General features: G+C 39.3%; 14 protein-coding genes and 1 pseudogene. All 15 read right to left on the bottom strand.

The annotated features are described in order from the left end of the window. Nucleotides 1-247: 247 nt before the first annotated feature. The 15 genes and pseudogenes from QM917_RS07840 to QM917_RS07770 all read right to left on the bottom strand — a co-directional run bounded on the left by QM917_RS07840 (nt 248) and on the right by QM917_RS07770 (nt 17,720). A complete protein-coding gene (locus QM917_RS07840) occupies nt 248-1,183 on the bottom strand; it encodes a conjugal transfer protein (protein WP_001224320.1) in 936 nt (311 codons plus the stop codon). Continuing rightward, complete coding sequence (locus QM917_RS07835; RefSeq protein ID WP_000769868.1) at nt 1,180-2,181, bottom strand: lysozyme family protein; 1,002 nt, start codon at nt 2,179-2,181, stop codon at nt 1,180-1,182. Before QM917_RS07835 ends, QM917_RS07840 begins: the two co-directional genes overlap by 4 nt. Then, nucleotides 2,178-4,355 (bottom strand): annotated as a pseudogene (locus QM917_RS07830) (CD3337/EF1877 family mobilome membrane protein). Before QM917_RS07830 ends, QM917_RS07835 begins: the two are co-directional and overlap by 4 nt. Nucleotides 4,356-4,357: 2 nt before the next feature. Then, complete coding sequence (locus QM917_RS07825; protein WP_414285425.1) at nt 4,358-6,805, bottom strand: ATP-binding protein; 2,448 nt, start codon at nt 6,803-6,805, stop codon at nt 4,358-4,360. After that, nucleotides 6,789-7,181, bottom strand: coding sequence for a conjugal transfer protein (locus QM917_RS07820; RefSeq protein ID WP_000723888.1), 393 nt, complete (start codon nt 7,179-7,181; stop codon nt 6,789-6,791). Before QM917_RS07820 ends, QM917_RS07825 begins: the two co-directional genes overlap by 17 nt. A gap of 88 nt (nt 7,182-7,269) precedes the next feature. Further along, entirely contained in the window at nt 7,270-7,767 is a 498-nt protein-coding gene (locus tag QM917_RS07815) for an antirestriction protein ArdA (RefSeq protein ID WP_000342539.1), read from the bottom strand. A 116-nt stretch (nt 7,768-7,883) separates the two neighbouring features. Then, nucleotides 7,884-8,105 carry a hypothetical protein gene (locus QM917_RS07810; protein WP_001009056.1) on the bottom strand — a complete coding sequence of 74 codons (222 nt, stop codon included), beginning with the start codon at nt 8,103-8,105 and terminating at the stop codon, nt 7,884-7,886. A 42-nt stretch (nt 8,106-8,147) separates the two neighbouring features. Further along, nucleotides 8,148-9,353: a MobT family relaxase gene (mobT, locus tag QM917_RS07805; RefSeq protein ID WP_414285424.1), complete on the bottom strand. Its 1,206-nt coding sequence runs from the start codon at nt 9,351-9,353 to the stop codon at nt 8,148-8,150. Nucleotides 9,354-9,375: 22 nt separating this feature from the next. After that, nucleotides 9,376-9,528 (bottom strand): hypothetical protein, encoded by a 153-nt coding sequence (locus QM917_RS07800; RefSeq protein WP_000879507.1) that lies wholly within the window; start codon nt 9,526-9,528, stop codon nt 9,376-9,378. A 2-nt stretch (nt 9,529-9,530) separates the two neighbouring features. Further along, nucleotides 9,531-10,916 carry an FtsK/SpoIIIE domain-containing protein gene (locus tag QM917_RS07795; protein ID WP_000813488.1) on the bottom strand — a complete coding sequence of 462 codons (1,386 nt, stop codon included), beginning with the start codon at nt 10,914-10,916 and terminating at the stop codon, nt 9,531-9,533. Nucleotides 10,917-10,944: 28 nt separating this feature from the next. Continuing rightward, on the bottom strand, nt 10,945-11,331 hold the full coding sequence (locus QM917_RS07790; protein ID WP_000985015.1) for a YdcP family protein: 387 nt from the start codon (nt 11,329-11,331) through the stop codon (nt 10,945-10,947). Between the two features lie 15 nt (nt 11,332-11,346). Continuing rightward, nucleotides 11,347-11,661 (bottom strand): YdcP family protein, encoded by a 315-nt coding sequence (locus tag QM917_RS07785; RefSeq protein ID WP_000420682.1) that lies wholly within the window; start codon nt 11,659-11,661, stop codon nt 11,347-11,349. 566 nt (nt 11,662-12,227) lie between these two features. Then, nucleotides 12,228-15,041 carry a phage tail tip lysozyme gene (locus QM917_RS07780; protein ID WP_083977865.1) on the bottom strand — a complete coding sequence of 938 codons (2,814 nt, stop codon included), beginning with the start codon at nt 15,039-15,041 and terminating at the stop codon, nt 12,228-12,230. A gap of 11 nt (nt 15,042-15,052) precedes the next feature. Then, nucleotides 15,053-17,410 (bottom strand): VirB4-like conjugal transfer ATPase, CD1110 family, encoded by a 2,358-nt coding sequence (locus tag QM917_RS07775; RefSeq protein ID WP_050078388.1) that lies wholly within the window; start codon nt 17,408-17,410, stop codon nt 15,053-15,055. Beyond that, nucleotides 17,361-17,720 carry a PrgI family protein gene (locus QM917_RS07770; RefSeq protein ID WP_050078386.1) on the bottom strand — a complete coding sequence of 120 codons (360 nt, stop codon included), beginning with the start codon at nt 17,718-17,720 and terminating at the stop codon, nt 17,361-17,363. The genes QM917_RS07775 and QM917_RS07770 overlap by 50 nt, the downstream gene beginning before the upstream one ends. Nucleotides 17,721-17,767 lie beyond the last annotated feature (47 nt).

Raw genomic sequence — 17,767 nt, 5'->3', positions numbered from 1 at the left:
CACATGATAAAGGTATTCTTAAACTGGGTACAAAAAACTAAGCCCTCCTAAAAAAGGACATCCAATTATTTGTTCCCACTATCAAATTGACAGTTTATTTAAGAATACCTTGCCGCATATTTATTAACTCCTTTTAAATAGATACTTAAATAATAGCACGTAAGAGCATATTTGTCAAGGAATCTCCAATTTTTTATCAAAGAGAGTACGTGATTACAAAATAGCTGTAATAATGTACCAATATTTGTTATTCTATAATCTTCCAATTACTCCCGTTCTTTTCAAGTACCAAATCAAATTGAGATACCTGCGTTGCTTTGGTCTGCTGGTCGATATACTCCACTGTCAGCGATACCGTGACTTGATTATCCTTACGATTGTGAATAGGATTTACCAGTTCTTGAAAGATGTACTCTTTTCCGATTGGTTTTAATATCCCGTCATTCACATAGTAGGAAAGTTCACTGGCTGTCGCTGTAGGATAGAGCTTGAAGAACGTCGTTAAAAACTCATTGATTTCATTGGTTGTAATGGAATCAACCGTCCCCTCACTTTCAATGGCTTTTGGTTTATAACTTGATTTCTTAGGTATGTTGGTAATGGTCGGATTCTTAACCAGTACCATATTCCCAGAACCATCTACATAGACACTCACTATATAAGCAGAGTGGACGGTCTTTGTATTTTCTCCCTCTGTAATGAGCTGGTCTACACTGTAGGTTACATTAAACTCATTGTCGCCAGTTGGCTCTACCGTCCATATCTGAAATCCTCTTACAGAAGACGATACAGGAATATCTTTGCGTACTGTATCAACATTGAGAGCTTGAAGTTCATCTGTCAGATAGCCTTTTAGACTTTCCATTCGATTATCAATGGACTTATCGGATTGCTCCCATGAATAGTAGACTTTCGCAAAGTTCTCTACAAAATTTTCTACATGATGAGTATCAACGTATTCCTTTTCTATGATAGTTGTTTCGTGAATAGTATGAGTATCTATAGCTGTAAAGTGCTTGAATATCGCAAAGCTGAAACTAAGCCCTAAAAGTACCCACAAGGCAATCACAACCTTTTTATGAGGATTGACCTTATAGTAGACACGAGGTTTCTTTTCCTTTGGTATCTGTTTTTCTTTATTCTGATTTTTTCTAAATTTCATCATTAAATCTTCCTTTCTCATTGTTTGATTCGTCCTGCTCCCACTAAATGCTGTTGCCAGTAGGGGCTTGTTAAGTCGGCATAACCGATTGGGTCGCCTGCATGAAACATACGGTTATTGCCAAGGTATATCCCAACATGAGTAATATAAGAGCCAGCGTTATAGGTAGAATGAAAGAAAACCAAATCGCCAGCTTGTGCTTCCGATAGTGGGATATGCTGGGTCACATCATATTGCTGTTGTGCGGTTCGTGGTAAGTTAATTCCAGCTTTTCCATACGTCCATTGTGTCAGTCCGCTACAATCAAAAGAAGTAGTCGGGGAAGCTCCACCGTAAACGTATCGCCAGCCCTCATATTTCAGTGCTTCGTCCATGATGGCTTGTACCGTATCATCATCAAACTCTGTTGTGACAAGATACTGCGTTACCAGTTGCACATAAAACATATTGCCATAGTTGTATCGCCAGCCCCCATTGATAGGTATGGCTATGGGATTGGGGTAAGACACTTTTTCGCCACCTGAATACTCTTTTGAGAAACTTTGAGCCAGTTCAAAGGTATATTTATTTCCACGATTAGCCACATACCCTAAGAAACCACCACCATAATTGTAGGACTGGATAACCGATTCTAAATCTACACTGAGCCTTTCGCTACTGGCTAATAATTCACTGAAATACTTCACACCTTGCTTAATGGATTCTTCTGTACTCAATGAATTAGGTGGAAGACCGAGGGATTCCGAGGACTGCATAACATCTTCCGCAGTACCGCCCGATTCCACCTGTATAATCGCAAGAAGTATGTTGACATATTCTTCAACGCCATATTCTTTGGCATATTTTTCTACCATAGGCTTATGAGCCAGCACTTCTGCGGAAACATTCACACCTCCATAATGAATATTGGAAATTCCGCTGTCCTGTTCATCTGAAAATAAAATGGCAACAAACAGAAGCAGTGAGAAGACCATCAAGAATAATCCAGAACCACCAATCACTAAAGTTTTCAACTTCATGGTTTCTTACCGACTTTCTTAATGGTGGCGGTTTTGATTGGTGGTCTACTTCTTGTATTTTGTAGTGGTACTCTTTGAACAGTAGACGGACGTTCTTTTGTGATTGGACGTTGTGAAGTTCTATCTGCTGTAGTGGTTGAAGTTGCTGGCTTTTGAACGGTTTTTTCTTGAACGGTATTGCCTTGGCGTTCCACTTTTGGACTTGAAAAATCGGACTTAACTGCTGGACGCTCTTGTTTGGCTTGTTGAGATTCCTTATATGAAGTCTGAATATTAGACTGTTTTGAGGTCTGTTCATCATGATATTGTTCTTGTCTTGTAGTCGGTCTTTCATGAACAGAAGAAGCAGGCTGTTTTTTCTGTTTGACCTGTTCCATTTCAGAGCGACGCTTCGCAATGGTTTTTCGCCTTTGTTCCTGCTGTTCCTTGCGTCCACTGGCTCTGTCCGCTTTGGTTTGAGAAATACTACTGGTTAAATCACGGACATTCTCTTTTACTTTGGATTTTCCTTGATATACTGCATATCTTGCATTGGTCGGCAAATCTTTAACCTGTTCTTTCAAACCACTAGCAGTGTCTACCATTCTGTCTTTGGTATCAGCTACTGTACCGATGGTTTGACCGATACGTTTTCCAAGTGTTGATTTTTCCTTTCCGTCTGGTCGGGAGTGATCTGCTTGTGTCCTTGCAGAACTCCCCGAACCCGACTGTCCTTTTTTACCTGTAACAATGGCAGACCCAGCCCCTAGAGTAGTCATGGAACGTCCAAGTTTCCGCTGTAGACGGTGCATGTGAGCGTGCATAAGCATACGAGGTTTTCTCATCACACGACTTCCCACACTTTGAGAATCGTTACTCTGTAGAGAAAACATACTCATTAAATCGCCCAGCTTGAAGTAGATTCCTGCAAAGGTCACAATCTGTAGAAAAGCAATCAAAAAGAACGGATAACCAGCCGATAAGGTATAGAGCATGGTTGAAATACTAAATGCTGTCGTAATAATCAATGTGATTCCAGCTCGTGTCAAAATGGTATTAAAGAGCTTTGTTATGGCTCGTTTTGACATACCATCAAATGATGGAATCATGCTTAAAATAAAGCTCACAGGCAGAAACATAGCATAGATGATAAAAAGTACCTACGAGAAAATCATGATTCCTGTTAATAGGAATACAAATATGGAAATCCCAATATTGAAGACAAATAGGAAGAAGACTGTACCTAAACGGTTAATGGTCTTTGTAATGGTTAGATTGGTATTGCTTCTGTCTTCAATTTCTTCCGCAACAATTTTTTCTCTGTCTTCGCCATTGTTGGAATCTGGGCTGGTGGAGAGCAGGCTTTCCACACGGTCAATACCGATACTTTCAATGTCTGAACTGTTGTATTGAAGCAGTAGCCACGGTTGCTGAACCTGTATGGAAAACAGGCTATCTCTGATTAAGTCCACGCTGTCCTTGCCTTGACTATCGGAATGGGGCATGACAATCTTCGTGCCAAGTGATAAACTGGCATTACTGATGTCTGATGAAAAGTCATTGATTTTTTTAATGTAGTCGGGAGCGTAGGCAATAAAGGAAGCCGATAGGATAAACACCAGCACAAAATTCATAATGGCATGAATTGCCTTTGTGGTTTCTCTCTTTATCAGTCCCGTATAGGCAACATAAACCCCAAGAACCAAAATCAAGAGTAAGAGGAATCCAACATAGAAACCCTCTGTTGAAAATCCGTTTGCACTCACACCAGCTAAGGTCTGCATATTCTTACCAATGGAATCTGCTGTAGCGGAAATGAAGTCTAAGGAATAGGCTTCCTGTACTAAGTAACCTGTCGCATTGGAAACATACAAACTGATTGTCCAAATAAAATTGGTAATGGCATATAGTCCATACATGACCTGTTTTCCAATCCCGTCCGACCAGTTCCACGGAAGCCAGCCCCAGCTATTATCCACATAAAAATCCAGTTGATAGTTTTCAAGTGGGTATCGGCTGTATTCATTTGCCACATTGACCGTATCATCTACCAAGCCCGCAGCTTGAACCACCGTTCCCAGCATGGCTAAAAGAAAAATGGCAATCACAAGTGTGAAAGCCACTGTCATTGCCACTTTACCTAGACGTTTCAGCGTCCAGTTTGATTTTATTCTGTTTACTATTGATGGTTTCACATTTACACCTCTTTTCGCACAGGTGGTCTGGTATCAAAGGCATGGAGCAGTTCTTCAAATACAGGGTGGAACTGTATCACACCGACACGACCATATAAATCACTGATAAGGCATTGCCCGTTTTCCAAATCACGCAATCGCTTCTGATTGTTTTCGTCCTCTGGGTCTACACCAAAAAAGGCTAAGGTCTTTTTAATCTCGTTAAGGTCAGTGGAACGAAATGCAAATTTTAAGCCGAGGTTATTTTTCAGTTTTTCATCTAAGAGGTCGTCTGTATTTTGGGTCACGAAATATACCCCAGCGTTCATAGCACGACCAGCCCGAACCAGCTTCATAGATAGTGTTTTTCCTTGTGCTACCTGTAAAAAGCTCCATGCTTCGTCTAAATCTACAATCTTGAAAATGCTTCGGTCTGTATGGATAAAGTCTAAAGCAAAGGTACTAATGACAATCAGCATAGCAACGGATAAAAGCTCCATAGTGGTATATTCCTCAAAGGAAGTTTCCTTGTCGGGAAGTACCAAGTCCGCAACCTGTATAATGTTCAGTTGTTTTTCTAAGCTGATAGACTGCTCCACATAACCATTACTGAATAATAAATGTGCAAAGTCATAGTCTATAAAACTTTCGATATGGTCGGCTATACTGGTACTTAGTGGCGTATTCTCAACCCGTAATTCCTCAATCACTTTCATCAACCCTCGTACTTCACTATTGGTTACTGCACGAATGGCTTTTCTAAGGATTGGGAAGCGTTCCCCATCACGAGAGGAAATCCCCGTAAGGAATGTCAGAATATCAATAGCCAGTGATTCAGAATCTTTGGGATTTTTCATAATCACATAAGGGTCAAGTAAGCCTTTGTTTTTCTCATCAGAAGTCAGAGTGACGATATTGATTTCATGGGAAATCTCTGGCAAGGTTTCTTTCCATCTGCCTCGTTCTGCTTTTGGGTCTACAATCACTGCTTGTGCCCCATAAAGCACCGCATAATAGACGATAAGGTTATTCGCAAAGGATTTACCACCACCCAGCGAACCAACAAAAGCCGACGCTAACGCATTGGTTACTGAACCCTTAACCCCTTGACTGGCAAGAGCAGGTTTCAGATAGACATTGCGTCCAGTATCTAAGCTGTAGCCAACATAAATCCCCTCATTTTCCCCCAGCATTTGAGTAGCACCAAAACCTAAACCAGCGAGGAAATCAGAGGTCACGTATTGAATATAATCATTCATATAACGCTTGCTGGCAGGTAAAAATTCTTCATGTAAGCCGAGCATATCCCCAAATGGTCGTACCAGTTTTACGCTTAAATCGTCATAAAAATCTTTCACTTCATTACAACGACGTTTGAGTTCGTCAAGATCATTTGCTGATACCCTTACCACATAAGACAGCTTGTACATAGATTCCTTGCTTTGGTCTAAATTGGTTTCCAGCTCATTCACACTTTCCAGAGCTTCCGCCACATTGGAGCTGGTTTCATTATCACTTTGCCAAGCGTGGTTATCCAAGTCTTTCAGTTCTTTCTTTTTATTGCGGACAGTAGATAGGGCTTTACGATTCGCTACAATTTCCACATTCATTGACGTATCAATCGGGAATGTAAATTGCTGTTGCTGGTAGTAGAAGATTTCAGAGGACGGGAAGTCCAGTTCTCCGACAATGCTGTTAATGGTAAAGTAAGCTACATAGACGGTTTCATCTTCCTGCTGGATTTTCAAATATCGCTGTTTTTCTTCCACCAAACAGCGAGTAGGCTTAATCAAGTCATAGTATTTAATCAGCGTTTCATTATCCAGCTTTTTCTTTGATAGATGGTACTCATACTCTTCATAGGCAGTGCCTGTCTGTCCGTAAAGGTGTTCAATCAGATAGCCGAAGTCGTCCTTATCTAACCTGCGGATTTTGAAACGACGAGAGATTTTATTTTCTAAGAGCTTTTCCATCTTCTGAAAACGCAGGATTTCATCATTACTCATACTAACAAAATCGCCCATCAGCTTATGGTTCACATCATAGACAAAATCAGACAAAGCATTTTTTGCTTCAACGGTAAGACTTTTCATAGAAAACTCCTGATCGTTGAGAAGCAACTTAAAGCCGATAAAGAAACGGTAGTTCACTTGATTTTCGCCAATCATGGATATTAAAGCGTCTGTCTGTTGGTCGATTTTGTCATAGGCAACCGCTTTGAGCTTGCCAGTGACTTCATTTTTGGAACGCTCTTGTGCAGAACGTATGCTGGATTCTGTACTGATTTGTAAAGCATGAATTTTGCCATCACGATTTTGTGCGATAAGCTGTCTGAAAGAATCATGCACTTGTATTTTCTGTTCTGGACTTAGAAATGAGTAATTGTAAGGAACAAGCTCATAGTAAGCATAACATTCCCCGTCTTTATTCCAGACGAGATTGTTTTCAATGTATTTAATTGGATATGCCATAAAATTCACTCCTAACTGCTGTAATGGCTTCTTGTGGCTGGTTTCTGCCAAGCGTTACTTTTTTTCCTGCATAGGTCAGCTTTGGTCGCAGTGCATAAGCAATGACAGACTTCAAAAATCCATAAGGCTTTTTACCATCAAAAGTTTTTGTAGACATAAACCATGTGAAAGCCACAGGAATCCCAAAGTATTTGAGAAATGCTCCCTCTATCATGGAAAGAGGGGGCAAGTTGCCAAGTATCATCACTGCAAAGAGTGACACGACAAACCATGTCATTTGCGTAAAGGTTATGGGAAACGGAAGTCTAAAATCATTGATAGAATACAGTACCTTTTCCACAGACCAGATACTGGTATAGCTTCGTATTTTCTTCATGTAATCAATCCTTTCATAAAAAATAGGGGTAGCTGATTGAGCCACCCCGTAAAATAGAAAATCTGCCAGTAGTAATGTACCGACAGATTTAATAGACGATTTCAAAAATCCCATGATTGGTTGAGATAAACGTTCCTGAAAGGTCTAAATCCCGACCATAGGCTTGATAATCAATATAGTTTTGAAGACTAGCTGGTACTTCGCCTAAAGCACCCGTTTCTTCAATGTAGTAGCGTGCCACGTCATACATATCATCACAATCGGAATGAATGATAATATCCTCTTGATGTTCGCTTAGTTCTTCAATGCTTGAAAAATGAGTGAGCAGAGCAGATAGCTCCGATTGTAATTCTTCGGGTAATTCCGATACCATTTCCCATAGTCGATTGAGTTCGCCAATGGAAGTGTATTCGTCAACCGTAAAGGGTAACTCGTAGTCATGAATGGCGTATTCCTCATATTCATCATTCAAGCCGATTTTCTCTTTGACTTCCTCAAAGTCAATGGGAAAGGTAAACCACGCACCGACCAATTCGCCCTCATTGTATTTGCCTAAATTCGCAATATAGACTTGCATATCGTCCATATATTCACGTCCTTTCTTTGTAGAGATTCAAAAATCCCTACCGCACTTCGTTTGGTGTACCATTCCTTTGCGGAACATAAGAAAACCACTTATATTCCACAAAAGAACGGTTTTATTTAAGCACCAATAATGCGATTGAATAGCTCTAGTAAAATGTCTTTTACTCCAGCAGCGTTGAAGACTAAGCCAACCGCAATAATCGCAATAATTAAAAAGCCAATCAGTTTGCTAAACTCACGCTTGAAGCCAAGATACAAGCCAATCACAACGATTGCTAAAAGCACCAGTGATTGAGCGTTTGATAGAAACCAGTTATAAAGGTTTTGTCCAAAATTCATAAAAATGTTCTCCTCTCTATATTCAATGAATTTGTATTTGAGTTATTTTTTTGTTGTTATCACGTCCTGTTCTTTTACTGACTGTTGCTTCAAAATCTGCTTGTGTCGGTCTGTCAGTTTCGCATGGTCGAGAATGTCTTTTACAACCTGCGTCTGGTTGATTTCATCAAGTTTAATCGCAACCTTTAAGGTCGGGGCAACTTGATGAGATAGCCAGTTCAGCGTCCTTTGGAAGGAGTAAGGCTCTGGTTTTGTGGTTAGTTTTAATCGTTCACGATTGTTCCCAATAAACCAAGCCCATTCTTCATTCAGTTTCCAATCAGAACGAGGTTTGGAATCGTCTTTATCTACAAAACGGATATACCGATTGATAATTTTAAAGGCGGTATGCTCTGGATTGTCATAGACGAGTAAATCACGGACTGCATAATAGGCACGCTCATTTTTCAATCGAATCTCAAAACGGTTTTTTACTTCTGCGTCTTCAATGGGAACATCATTTTTCTTGTACTGCTCGTAGTCCTTTTCATAGATACAGAAATAAACTTCACTTTGTAATGAACCGATATAGAGGGTGTTTCCCATACATTCCTTTTCCTCTTTGCGTACCAGTTCGCCACTGCGATAGCTTTTAAAACTGCGGAAGACGGAGATACATTCTTCCTGTTGGCACTTTTCAGTGAGTACAGGGATATTTAAAATCCCTGTCTTATCGTTAATGGCAAGGTCAAGGCGTTTCATCACACCGCCAGCCACCAAAACGTCCATAAAGAACTCATACCAGCTTCTTTGTTGTGCCAGAAGATAGCTTTCAAATTGTCTGCACCCACGACCTTTCAATTCCACCAGAACTCCTTTGTCCAGTTCATGGGAGCAAAGGACGAATATGTCGCCTAAAGCATAATGCTCTGAATAAGAATAGAAACCATAGTCCTCATGAAGAAAATAGGACAGTTTCAGTTGTAAGATGTTTTCGACCACCTGCTGTACGTCTGTTGTCGGAAAGCGAATTCTTACATAATCAAACAGCATTTCAAGGGGAGCGTCGGGATTGAAGCGTTCCAGAGCTTCCCAAAGGGACTGCTGTAAATCCTCTGATGGCTTGACTTTTCCTGTTTCAATATCGCTTAGATACTGCCTTGTAATACCAGTCGCAACAGCTAAACGGTTTTGAGATAGTCCATAAGCCAAGCGTTTTTCTTTTAAATGCTGTAACCAAGTTTGTTCATTCAGTAAAAATCCCTCCAATCAAAAAGGCGTATGTCAACTTTTAAAGCCCATTTGACATACGCTGAAATTTTGTAAATCCCTTGTAACCAAAGGATTTTCTAATGTTTTTTTGACTGTTTCCTGTCGATTTGTACCCCCCTGTTAGATACGGGGGGTTAAGTGCTGGCGTGGCTATTGCCACACCAGCCAGCAAGATCAGTCCACACCTGCGACTTCCGCTTCGCACGTCGCCTGCGTGGACTGTCTGCTGTTGGATAACTTTTTAATTTCCTCCAAGAAATCATATCCTTTTGGTACAAGGGGAGTATAAAACTCTGATATGACACTTGTTCCTACATCAACATAGCCACGACCTTTGATTCGCTTTAAGAAGAAATCCTTTTGTACGTCACTGCCAAACATCATGCCATAGCCCATTTCAGACATACGACCTAAAGCCACTCTGAAATTAAACTGATCACGGATTCCGTCGCCTAAATATTTTGCGTCTGGACGTTGACAAGCCAGTATTAGAAAGAAGCCAGCTTGACGACCTAACATGACAATCTGTTTCAGCTTATTCATAACTGCGGTGTTTTCTTTTGTTCCCAGCATTTCCATGAAAGCGACGTATTCATCAAAGATTAAGAAGTGTGCCGGGAGACCTAAGTAAGCATAATTTTTGCCAGTCTTATAGTTCTTCATCTGCTTCATTTCCTCACTACGTTTCATCATTTCTTCATAGAATGTTTCAATGCAAGAAAGCAAGTCTTCTTTTCTATAGTAGACATTTGCCATCACAGAACCTAAGTCCGCAAGGTCAGCATTTTTCGGGTCAAGAATATACAGTTTTGAATCTGTATGAAGCAAGGCTTCAATCAGTGTCAGTATAAAGTAAGTTTTACCGCCACCTGTACCACCAGCAATCAACATATGAGGGAGCTTATCATATTCCCACCATACGTTTTTCATTAAGCGAAGTTTACCATCTTTAGCTTCTACTTCATCAATAGAAATACGACTGGCTATGGTGTCATAGAGCAAAGTATATTCCACATAGGAATCCTTTAACTCTTTATCCGTCAGCTCACAGTACAAGCCACTCTCTAATTTCTTTTCCAAGTGTAAGAGTTGGTCTTGATATTTTCCCAGCGTGATTTCCACCCGTATCTGTATCAAGCCATTTTTAAGTCGATAATACATTTTAGGGAAGTAGGTTATCTTTTCCTTTGTACGACCAGCACTATCTTTAAAGAAACCCTCTGTTTTGACCTGTTCAGATTCATACCACTTGTTTTCAAGTATCATCTTTGCCAGTTTTTGACGGTGGTAAAGTTGTTTAACCGTATCATAGCGAACCCGTTTGAATACAAACGCTACCAGCAAGCAGATAAGAATTGCGACACTGAAACTGATAATTAAATAGGGAATGTCAATCTTATCTGCTTGTGATAGGTTAAAATCCTGCCAGTTGATCTGCTGGATTGTCTTCACATGAAACAGTCCGACAACCAGCAGGAAAACAGGCAGGAGTGACGCTATCGTAAAATGAAAGACTAAATCTTTACCAGATGGGCGAATCCTTTTACCACGCTGTTTCATGCGAAAAAGTCTCCTTTCTACCTAGCGACTATTTGTCTTGTGTCGGTTCTTTCTTTGCTTGTGGTTGAGCTTTGAATGAACTAGAATCCTTTGTCAGCACAATATCGTCTGCCTTGATATACCAGTCAACATCTGCTCCTTGATAGGTGGCAGTAGCAACGGTGTCCGCAATGGGATTGATAAGTTCCACCCGTGCGTTATAATCAAACTCTTTCAAAGGCACGCTGGCAGGAATACTTACTTGAATCATGCGTCCTTGTCCTTTGGATTTTAAGTCATAGGTACGTTCCTTGATTTCATCTGAAACCGACCCGTCTTCATTTTGGATTCTCACTTCACGACGTAGAGCAGAGAATTTCAATTCTCCAAAAGTCGTGTCTTTATCTAATACAATGCCATTTGCTAATCTCATCATTTTTCCTCTCTTTCTTTATTCTTTTATCATGTCGTCAGCATGTAAAAGGTAATTTGTAAAACCACGAGTGCCGATTTTGTAGCCCTCTGCGGTAATACGTGGATTGACTAACTTCACACGTTCCTCAAAGCCGAAATGTTTTTCGCCAGCTTCAGCAGGAAGCACCACCACAATATCATCTGCTCTTTGAACATCAGAATAGAGATTATAGCTTCTTGATAAGACAGTTAGCCGTCCGTTGATTCTTCGCTGAACGACTTTATCCTCGCCAGCAAATTCTAAATTGCCGAATGTTTTTTCCATGTTGGGAATCACAAATTTAAGTTCCATATTTTTACCTATCCTTTCTTTTTTATTGGCTGAATGAATGTTTGATGGTCTTAAAGAGTGGGGAACGACCTTTTGATTCTTGATTTTTTGTTTTCATAAGTTCACTTCCTTTCAAAATCGGGTAAAAAAATAGACACCTCATTTTTTGAAGTGTCTACCTATTAAATATTCAAATTTTATTGGAAGTATCTTTATATCTTCACTTTTCAAGGATAAATCGTCGTATCAAAGCTCATTCATAAGTAGTAAATTAGTAGTAAATTGAGTGGTTTTGACCTTGATAAAGTGTGATAAGTCCAGTTTTTATGCGGATAACTAGATTTTTATGCTATTTTTCAAATAAAAAAGATGACTTACTGAACCTGTAAGCCACCTAATCAGTCGGTTTATTCTGGTGTCTGCCACCGCTTGGCCCGTACGTCCAAGATTGCTATCGGATTTTGTTCTGGTGTCCGCCACCGCTTGGCCCTTATGTCCAAGATTACTATCAGATTGACCATGAGCCGACCACTCATTTATAGACATATTGTATCTTTAAATAGCTACAATTTCAAGTGTAAACTCTTCTATTTGGTCGTATAAGCAAAACTGATGGCACTATCTGCTTGAGAGATTTTTCTAAAGGTATAGTTAGGATTGCCACCATAGTTGGTTTCAGACACAAGGAAAGAACCATCATCATAGACCTTCTCTACAAAAGCCACATGACCATAGCTGGCTGGTGTACCATGTGTACCTCCTACAAAAGAAACAATAGCACCTGCTCTTGGTGTAGAGCCCGTTTCCCCACCAAGACTTGAAGCTGTCGCAACCCAGTCTTGACCATTTCCCATGGTATTAATGATTGAAATCTTTTCTCCATTTCTACCTTTTAATTTTAAGCCTAACTGGTTCATACGAGCCGCAACACCCCATGTACATTGTCCATAAGCATAGGCCATACCATCTCCACCACCAGGAACAGAATGATCATACAAGTCCCCACGAACCCCTTCAAGGGATTGTGGATCACTTTTTGCCTGTCCTCCATTTGTTTGACTAAAGCCTTTTTCAATTTGGTAATACCATTCCGTTGCTCTGGTTTGTCTTTCCAGTAGTTTGTCACCAGAATTTCCCTCCCAATAGGTCAGAAAGAGTTGGGCCAGATTGGCTGCACTGCCTGTATTTTTAAAGAAATCCTTTAACCAACTTTGATAGTAAGGACTATCCCCATGAAGCATAAAATCAAGTTGTAGGTCTAAATCATACCATTTCTTATTTTGGGTGCGTGCATAATTTAACAAGGCTGTATGCCGTGTTGACCCATCTGCGGTATCTGTCCATTGCCCTAAACCTAGACCTCTATGAAGAATATTAGGATAAGCACCACTATAAATGGCTGGACCTCCAATCGCTAACCAGCTTTCATCATCCCATGAGGAATCGGTAGCGCCAACAGGAGGAGATAAATAATCTCCTTCAGCTCGTTTAGGATTAATAGAAGACTCTACCGACCAATTTCCTAAAATTGCCGCAATGGCTTGGGGACTTGCCCCTTGAGATTTCAAAAACTCATAAATATGTTTTGCTCGTTCAAACTCATCCCCACCAAACTGACCAATGGCTGGTAAGATAGTGGTCTGAAGTTGAATGACTTTTGGAAAATAAAATTGCGGATTGACATACACCAATTTTTCTTTCTTGTTTTTATACTTTTGATAGGAAACTTTCAAACCTGTATCGTCTGGTGTTTCACCAATAATATCACCCGTTAGGACTCTTGTCCCCTCAATCGCACGGCCATTATGAATAGAATACAAGGTCAATCGACTCTCATTCTCTCCTTTTCCGTTAGTGAGAATAACATCATCTCCGTCTAGAGATACAACACCATCCATTGGTGCGACAATTGTTTGGTGAGCCTTCGCTTCTAGTAGAATATACTCCTGAAGAGTAGGTTTTCCGTCTAAATCATAGTATCCATAACGATAAGTCATGGTTAGACTATCTTCGTTGCTTTTCCCCTCAAATGGATTGTCCAATTCCTGCATGGAAGCATAGACACCCTCTTCTTTTAGTTCCTTTATTTCCTCTTGATCGTCTCTCGATAGTTTATACTTAGGAGTTTCATAGAGGTCTTGCATGGATTTCAAATCATCCCCATCGTTTAAATCATGCCACAAAGTAGACAGATAATCCTTGTAAGATTCTGAACTAAATAAGTGAACTGGTTTGTGTAACTCATAGTCATGGAATTTAAAGTTCATATACCCCATCACATCATCAACTTTTGTGTAATAAGTAATTCCTTTGTCATTTGTGCGAGTATGTTCTGCATCTTCCCAAGTTAGGTGGGTATAAGCTTTTGTTAATTCAAATTCATCTTGTTGAATCAAACTAGCAGATGAAAATCCTAAAAAGAAGCTCATCATAAGTAAAAGAAGAAAGACTATTCCTCCAACTATCCAGGTTACAGGATTTCCAGCCACAAATGTAAAGAAGGAAAAGGCTGCTTTTAATTTTTGATAGATATTTCGGACACTTAAAAGACCTTGTTTCTTTAATTTTCGATACCGATTTTTAAAGGAACTTGGATTATCTTTAGTTAGTTTCCATCCTTTTCCATCCTTAAAATGATGGTATCGCTCTTTTGTGTTGGTCAGTCTTTTCTTGGTAAAACGACCTGTTGCTTGTCCTGTTTTGACACTAGCTTTTCCAAGATTATAAGAAAGCCGACTGTAGCGTTTCCCTTTTCTAATGGTCTCATGAAGTGTGCGATAACTTTCTAAATCTTCATTTTCTGAAGCTAACTCTCCACCTTCACGTCCAAGGACATAAAGAAAGGTTTTGGCTTTCCTACTGATTTTTTTGAACTTATAGGCTTGCTTAGTAGATTTTAGATTCTCTTTTGCGGCTTTGACTTCTTTCTTAGCTTTTAATTCTTCTAAACTCTTCCCTTGAAAGAAAAAATTAGATTTATGTTTCGATTCCTGACCGTAAAGAAATTTTTGATTGGTTTTTCTTTCTTTACGACTCTCTTTTCTTTCTTCTTTTGCTTCAACCTTAGCTTCCTTAAATTGTTTCTTGGCTATTTTCAATCGTTTCCTAGCATGAGGCAATCGTCTATCTCTTAATTCTTTCCGATTCAAAAGTGATGGAGGACTATTTTGAAGAATATGATTGTAGTCTTCATTTGCTTGTTTTACTCTAGCCTTTGAAGCTTCTCTCATATTCTCCAGCTTTTGCTTTATCTCATTTTTCCATGCTTTTTCATCCAGTACAGCGGAATCTTTTTTCTGTTTTCTCACCTCCTTCTTTCCTTGTTTTAAGAATTTCTTCTCATCTTTTAGACTTCTTCTAAATGCCTTTCGGGCACGTATGATTTCTCTCTTATCCTTCATTTACCTTCCCCTTAATTAGAAGCCATTTTATCAGGATCTGTACTCATGATATCAAACAATTGTGTACCTTGGGGAATCTTATTTTTAAAGGGAACGACAACTGAACCAGCTTTTATTAGTCCTGCCCCTTTTTCTGGATTGACTAGGTATTTTTCGAGTTCTTTTGACAAGCCTAAGAGTTGAACTAGTTCTTCTCGGTCATTTTTTGCTTGCTTGAGGAGAATCATAAATTCACTATTGGCAATAATCCGTCTACCATTTGGATCTAACAATAAGGTTTCGACATTTTGGGTTATCCCAGTCGGACTGGCTCCATATTTTCTGACACGACTCCACAATTTAAAGAAGAAATCACTGGCATATTTATCTAATAAAAGAAGCTGCATTTCATCAAAATAAATCCAGGTCTTCTTCCCTAATTTTTGGTTCCGAACGACACGATTCCATATCTGATCAAAAACAACCATAAGAGCGATTTGTTTCAGCTCATCTCCTAACTTTTTAACGTTATAGATTAAGAAGTTAGATCCTGTCTGAATATTGGTCTTATGAGAAAAAATATCAAGAGAACCTTCAACATACAGTTCCATATCAAGTGCCAAATTCTGCGCTTCTTCTTCTGGTTGTTGGCTCAAGACAAAGACCCATTCTTCCAAAGAAGGCTCTTTAAATGACTGATAGGTGAGTCTAGTGACTCGGTCTATAATCGATTTTTCTCTCCCATCCATTTTTCTATCCAATAACTTGCCAATAAAAGATAAAAGAAATTCTGATTTTACCTTTACAGGATCCTCATCCATATTTTCCTCAGACAAGTCAAGGACATTGAGATAAGTTTGGGAATCGGGCGCAATATCAATCATTTCTCCCCCAAAAGCTCGTCCAATGACACTGTATTCTGCTTCTGGATCCACGATGATAATTTCAGTATTTTCACCAGATTCCTTGATTTTGGTCGTGATAATTTCATGCTTAGTTGCCATCCCTTTCCCAGCTCCAGATGTTCCTAAAATCAGACCAGACGGTGTATTTAATAGGCTGCGATCAATGGTAATAATATTGCTTGAGATTTGATTGATACCGTAATATTTCCCACTACGGTCTTGTAAATCTACTGAAGTCCAAGGTGAGTTTACTGCTACATTAGATGTTAATAAACTCCGTGATACTCCCTCTAAAAAATCACAACCAAATGGCAGCAAACTATTAAAGGCTGCTTCTTGCATATATGGAAGTTTATCAATCATTAGGTCATTTGAGCCGGCCACTTGTTGGATAGTGTCTAGGGCTTGTTTGAGTTCTTCTTCATCCTGACCAAAGACCCCAATCAAGAAGACCGTTTGAAATAGTTTATCTCCTGTCTCGGTCATGGTTTTTAAGAGTTCCTCAGCTTCATCGATATTGCTTTCTAATACATGACCTACTTTTTCCAAATAGATACCTGTACGAGCTAGTTTTTGTTGTTCCCCAATCTTTTGGGATTCCATTAAGGTTTTCTTTGTTCGTAGTTTCTTCATGGCATCTGCCTTGGTCGAACTTTGAGCATGAAGGCTTACAATCAATTCCAGATCTCCTTGCATGAGGTCTCGGATAAACTGATCCCCTAATTCCATACCGTAGTCTCTCACATAGACAATCTGTAATAAGCGGTCATTGATTTGTAGGTAATTCTTATTTTTAAAATCCAAGAGATTAGGTGCTATGAAGTGACGAGTTGTCTGACCAGATCTCGTTAAATCACGGTAAGAAAAAGGAAGATGATGTTCTCCTCTAAGCATATCTGCCAACAAGTTCACCCGTTCTTCTCCAGCCAAGGATTCAAATCGAGCATCAATTTCTGAGAAACCACTCTTGAAATATTCTCCAATTTGAGACAAGGAACGATAGGCTTGTTTGGGATTAGAATCCTTTCTACCAAAGCTAATCAGTTTCACAGCTGAAAAGTTATTTTCCCCACTGTCTAAATTTTGATTCATCATCCGATTCAATTCTTTACGATAGCTATCGTACCCATCTTCTTTTTCCTCATACAAAACACTCTGTCTAAACTTTTCTAAATTCAATCTTTTATTAAAGATGGTCAATTGGAAGTTGGTTTGGTCATCTAAAGAGTTAATCAAATCAGAATACTTCTCAATGATTGCGCCCTTATCTTCTAAACCAACGGTCTGGTAATTGACATCACCAAGTAAATAGCTTTGTGAAAAATAATCTTCTTTTACCTGCATCAGACCATTTTGATACAAGGCTTGATAGGAAAGAGTATTAGCCGTTGATGGTAACACTTCCTCTTTTTTATCTTTAACTTCTTCCTTTTTATTAGTCGTTGAAGTTTTTTGTTTCTTTAATGTATTTGATTTTCTTTTCATGTTCAAGTCCTTTCTTTCCTGAAATTGTGCGTAGGGGTATCGTTAGTTCAAAATGAAGACGGTATTTCAAATAATGTTCAAAATATAAATCATTGGGTTTATAGACTCCAAAAAGCATGAGGGGGATGGTAAAGGCAAACACAAAACCGTAAACAAACCAATCTCCAAATTGCCAGAAAAAGAGATTCAAGCCCAAAACAATAATTGTGACAATAAAGGCTGGTAAAACAAAGATGATTTGTCTTGTGGTGAAACCTAACCAAGCCCTGTGTTGGTATTTTGAGATGTCTTTAAAGACACGTGTATTCATGACTTTCCTTTCTAAAAAGGCTAAGAAGCAATCACTTCCTAGCCTTT

This window comes from Streptococcus infantis (genome assembly GCF_047460685.1).
Classification (GTDB): domain Bacteria; phylum Bacillota; class Bacilli; order Lactobacillales; family Streptococcaceae; genus Streptococcus; species Streptococcus infantis_AD.
The sequence above is the reverse complement of the archived record's forward strand: the minus strand, read 5'-3'. Positions and strand labels throughout refer to the sequence as shown.